Source organism: Protofrankia sp. CiP1_Cm_nod2, assembly GCF_920664355.1.
In the GTDB taxonomy this organism is placed as follows: Bacteria; Actinomycetota; Actinomycetes; order Frankiales; family Frankiaceae; genus Protofrankia.
The window spans coordinates 2,422-4,376 of sequence record NZ_CAKKTL010000151.1 but is presented as its reverse complement, the minus strand read 5'-3'; the positions used below and the strand labels follow the sequence as shown (position 1 = coordinate 4,376).

The 1,955-nt window shown below is 71.6% G+C and carries 1 protein-coding gene; it reads left to right on the top strand.

The window, feature by feature from the left end; genetic code table 11:
- Positions 1-169 precede the first annotated feature (169 nt).
- The gene (locus NBW84_RS16365; protein WP_250285609.1) at positions 170-1,939 is read left to right on the top strand and encodes a transposase; all 1,770 of its coding nucleotides are present in this window, start codon (positions 170-172) and stop codon (positions 1,937-1,939) included.
- Positions 1,940-1,955: the final 16 nt, after the last annotated feature.

Genomic DNA, 1,955 nt, shown 5'->3' with positions numbered 1-1,955 from the left:
ACCCTGCTGGCTTATTTGGGGTCGTGAGGGTGAGTGGTTCGGCTGGCGCTGGTTGCGGGCCTTGACCGTGTCAGTGTGGCTGCTACGGGAGTTGGGCCGGTGTTGCGCGAGTGCGCGACAATCGGACCGGTCGTAGATCAGTGGGTCGGTGGTCGGGATGATGGCGGCTGTGTCGCTGCAGCCGAGACCCTGGCCCGAGGTCCCGCCGTTGACCGCGCAGGTCGCGCGTACCGCGTTCCCGAAGGGGAACCTGGCGATGCGCATCCGTGACGAGCTCGGCGCGGTGTATGACGACGAGCGGTTCACGGGCGCGTTCGGGGTTCGGGGCCGGCCGGGGATCTCTCCGGGCCAGCTGATGATGGTCACGGTGCTGCAGTTCAGCGAGAACCTGACCGACCGGCAGGCCGCGGACGCGGTCCGCGACCGGGTGTCGTGGAAGTTCGCCCTCGGCCTCGATCTCGACGACGCCGGGTTCGACGCCAGCGTGCTCTCGGAGTTCCGTTCCCGGCTCGTCGCGGGGGATCTGGCGACCCTCGCGCTGGACGCGCTGCTCGAACGCCTCGCGGCCGAGGGGCTGGTGAAGGCGCGCGGGCGGGCGCGTACCGACTCGACGCACGTGCTCGGGGCGATCCGGCACCTGTGCCGCCTGGAACTGGCCGGGGAGACGCTGCGCGCCGCGCTCGAGGCGCTGGCCAGCGCCGCGCCGGACTGGCTGACAGGGGTGATCGACGCGTCTTGGCAGGTGCGCTACGGGGCGCGGGTCGACCACCTGCACCTGCCCGAGTCCGAGACGAGACGCGCGGCGCTCATGGTCGACTACGGCCGTGACGGTTACCGCCTGCTCGAACAGGTCGCCGCGCCGGCCGCGCCGCCGTGGCTACGCGAGATCCCCGCCGTCGACACGCTGCGCCGGATCTGGATCCAGCAGTTCTACCGGACCACCACGTCGAGGGGTGCGGAGGTGGTGCGGCGGCGGGAGAGCGAGTCCGAGGGCGGGGACGGTCTCCCGCCCGGCAGAGACCGCCTCATCTCGCCCTACGACCTCGACGCGCGCCACAGCGTCAAACGCGACCACGGCTGGGACGGATACAAGGTCCACTTCACCGAGACCTGCGACGACCCGTCGTGCACCCCCACCCCCGCGGACGCGGCCGGGACGGCCAGCGGGCCAGGGCAGGCACCGGTCGCGCGGCCAGCGGGGACCGGCCGCGGCGATCTACCCAACCTGATCATCGGGGTGCTGACCACCGTGGCGACGACCTCCGACGCCGCCGCGCTGGAAGAGGTCCACACCAGGCTGGAGCGGCGCGGGCTGCTGCCGGCCGAGCACCTGCTCGACTCCGGCTACCCGAGCGCCGAGCAGATCGTGCGCTCCGCCCGGGCCTACGGGGTCACGCTGGTCACCCCGGTCCTGCTCGACCAGTCCGCGCAAGCCAGAGCCGGGCAGGGCTACGACAAGGCGAGCTTCTCGTTCGATTTCGACCAGCGGCGCGGAACCTGCCCCGAGGGCCGGGCCAGCGCGTCGTGGACGCCGTGCCGGCAGGCAGAACGCGACGCGATCGTGGTGAGTTGGGCCCGGACGGACTGCGGCCCGTGCACGAAACGGGAGCTGTGCACGACAGGCACCCGCCGGCAGATCACCATCCGGGATCGGGAACTGCACGAGGCCCTCGCGGCCGCGCGGGCTGAGCAGACAACCGACGAGTGGAAACGGCGCTACGCCGCCCGGGCCGGCATCGAGGGCACCATGCGCCAGACCACCCACGTCACCGGCGTCCGCACCGCCCGCTACGTCGGCTTACCGAAGACAGCCCTCGAACACACCATCGCCGCAACCACGATCAACATGATCCGGCTCGATGCCTACTGGACCGGCAAGCCTCTCGACCGCACCCGCGCCACCCACCTCGCCCGGCTCGACTTCACCCTCGCCGCCTGAATTAACCAGCAGGGTC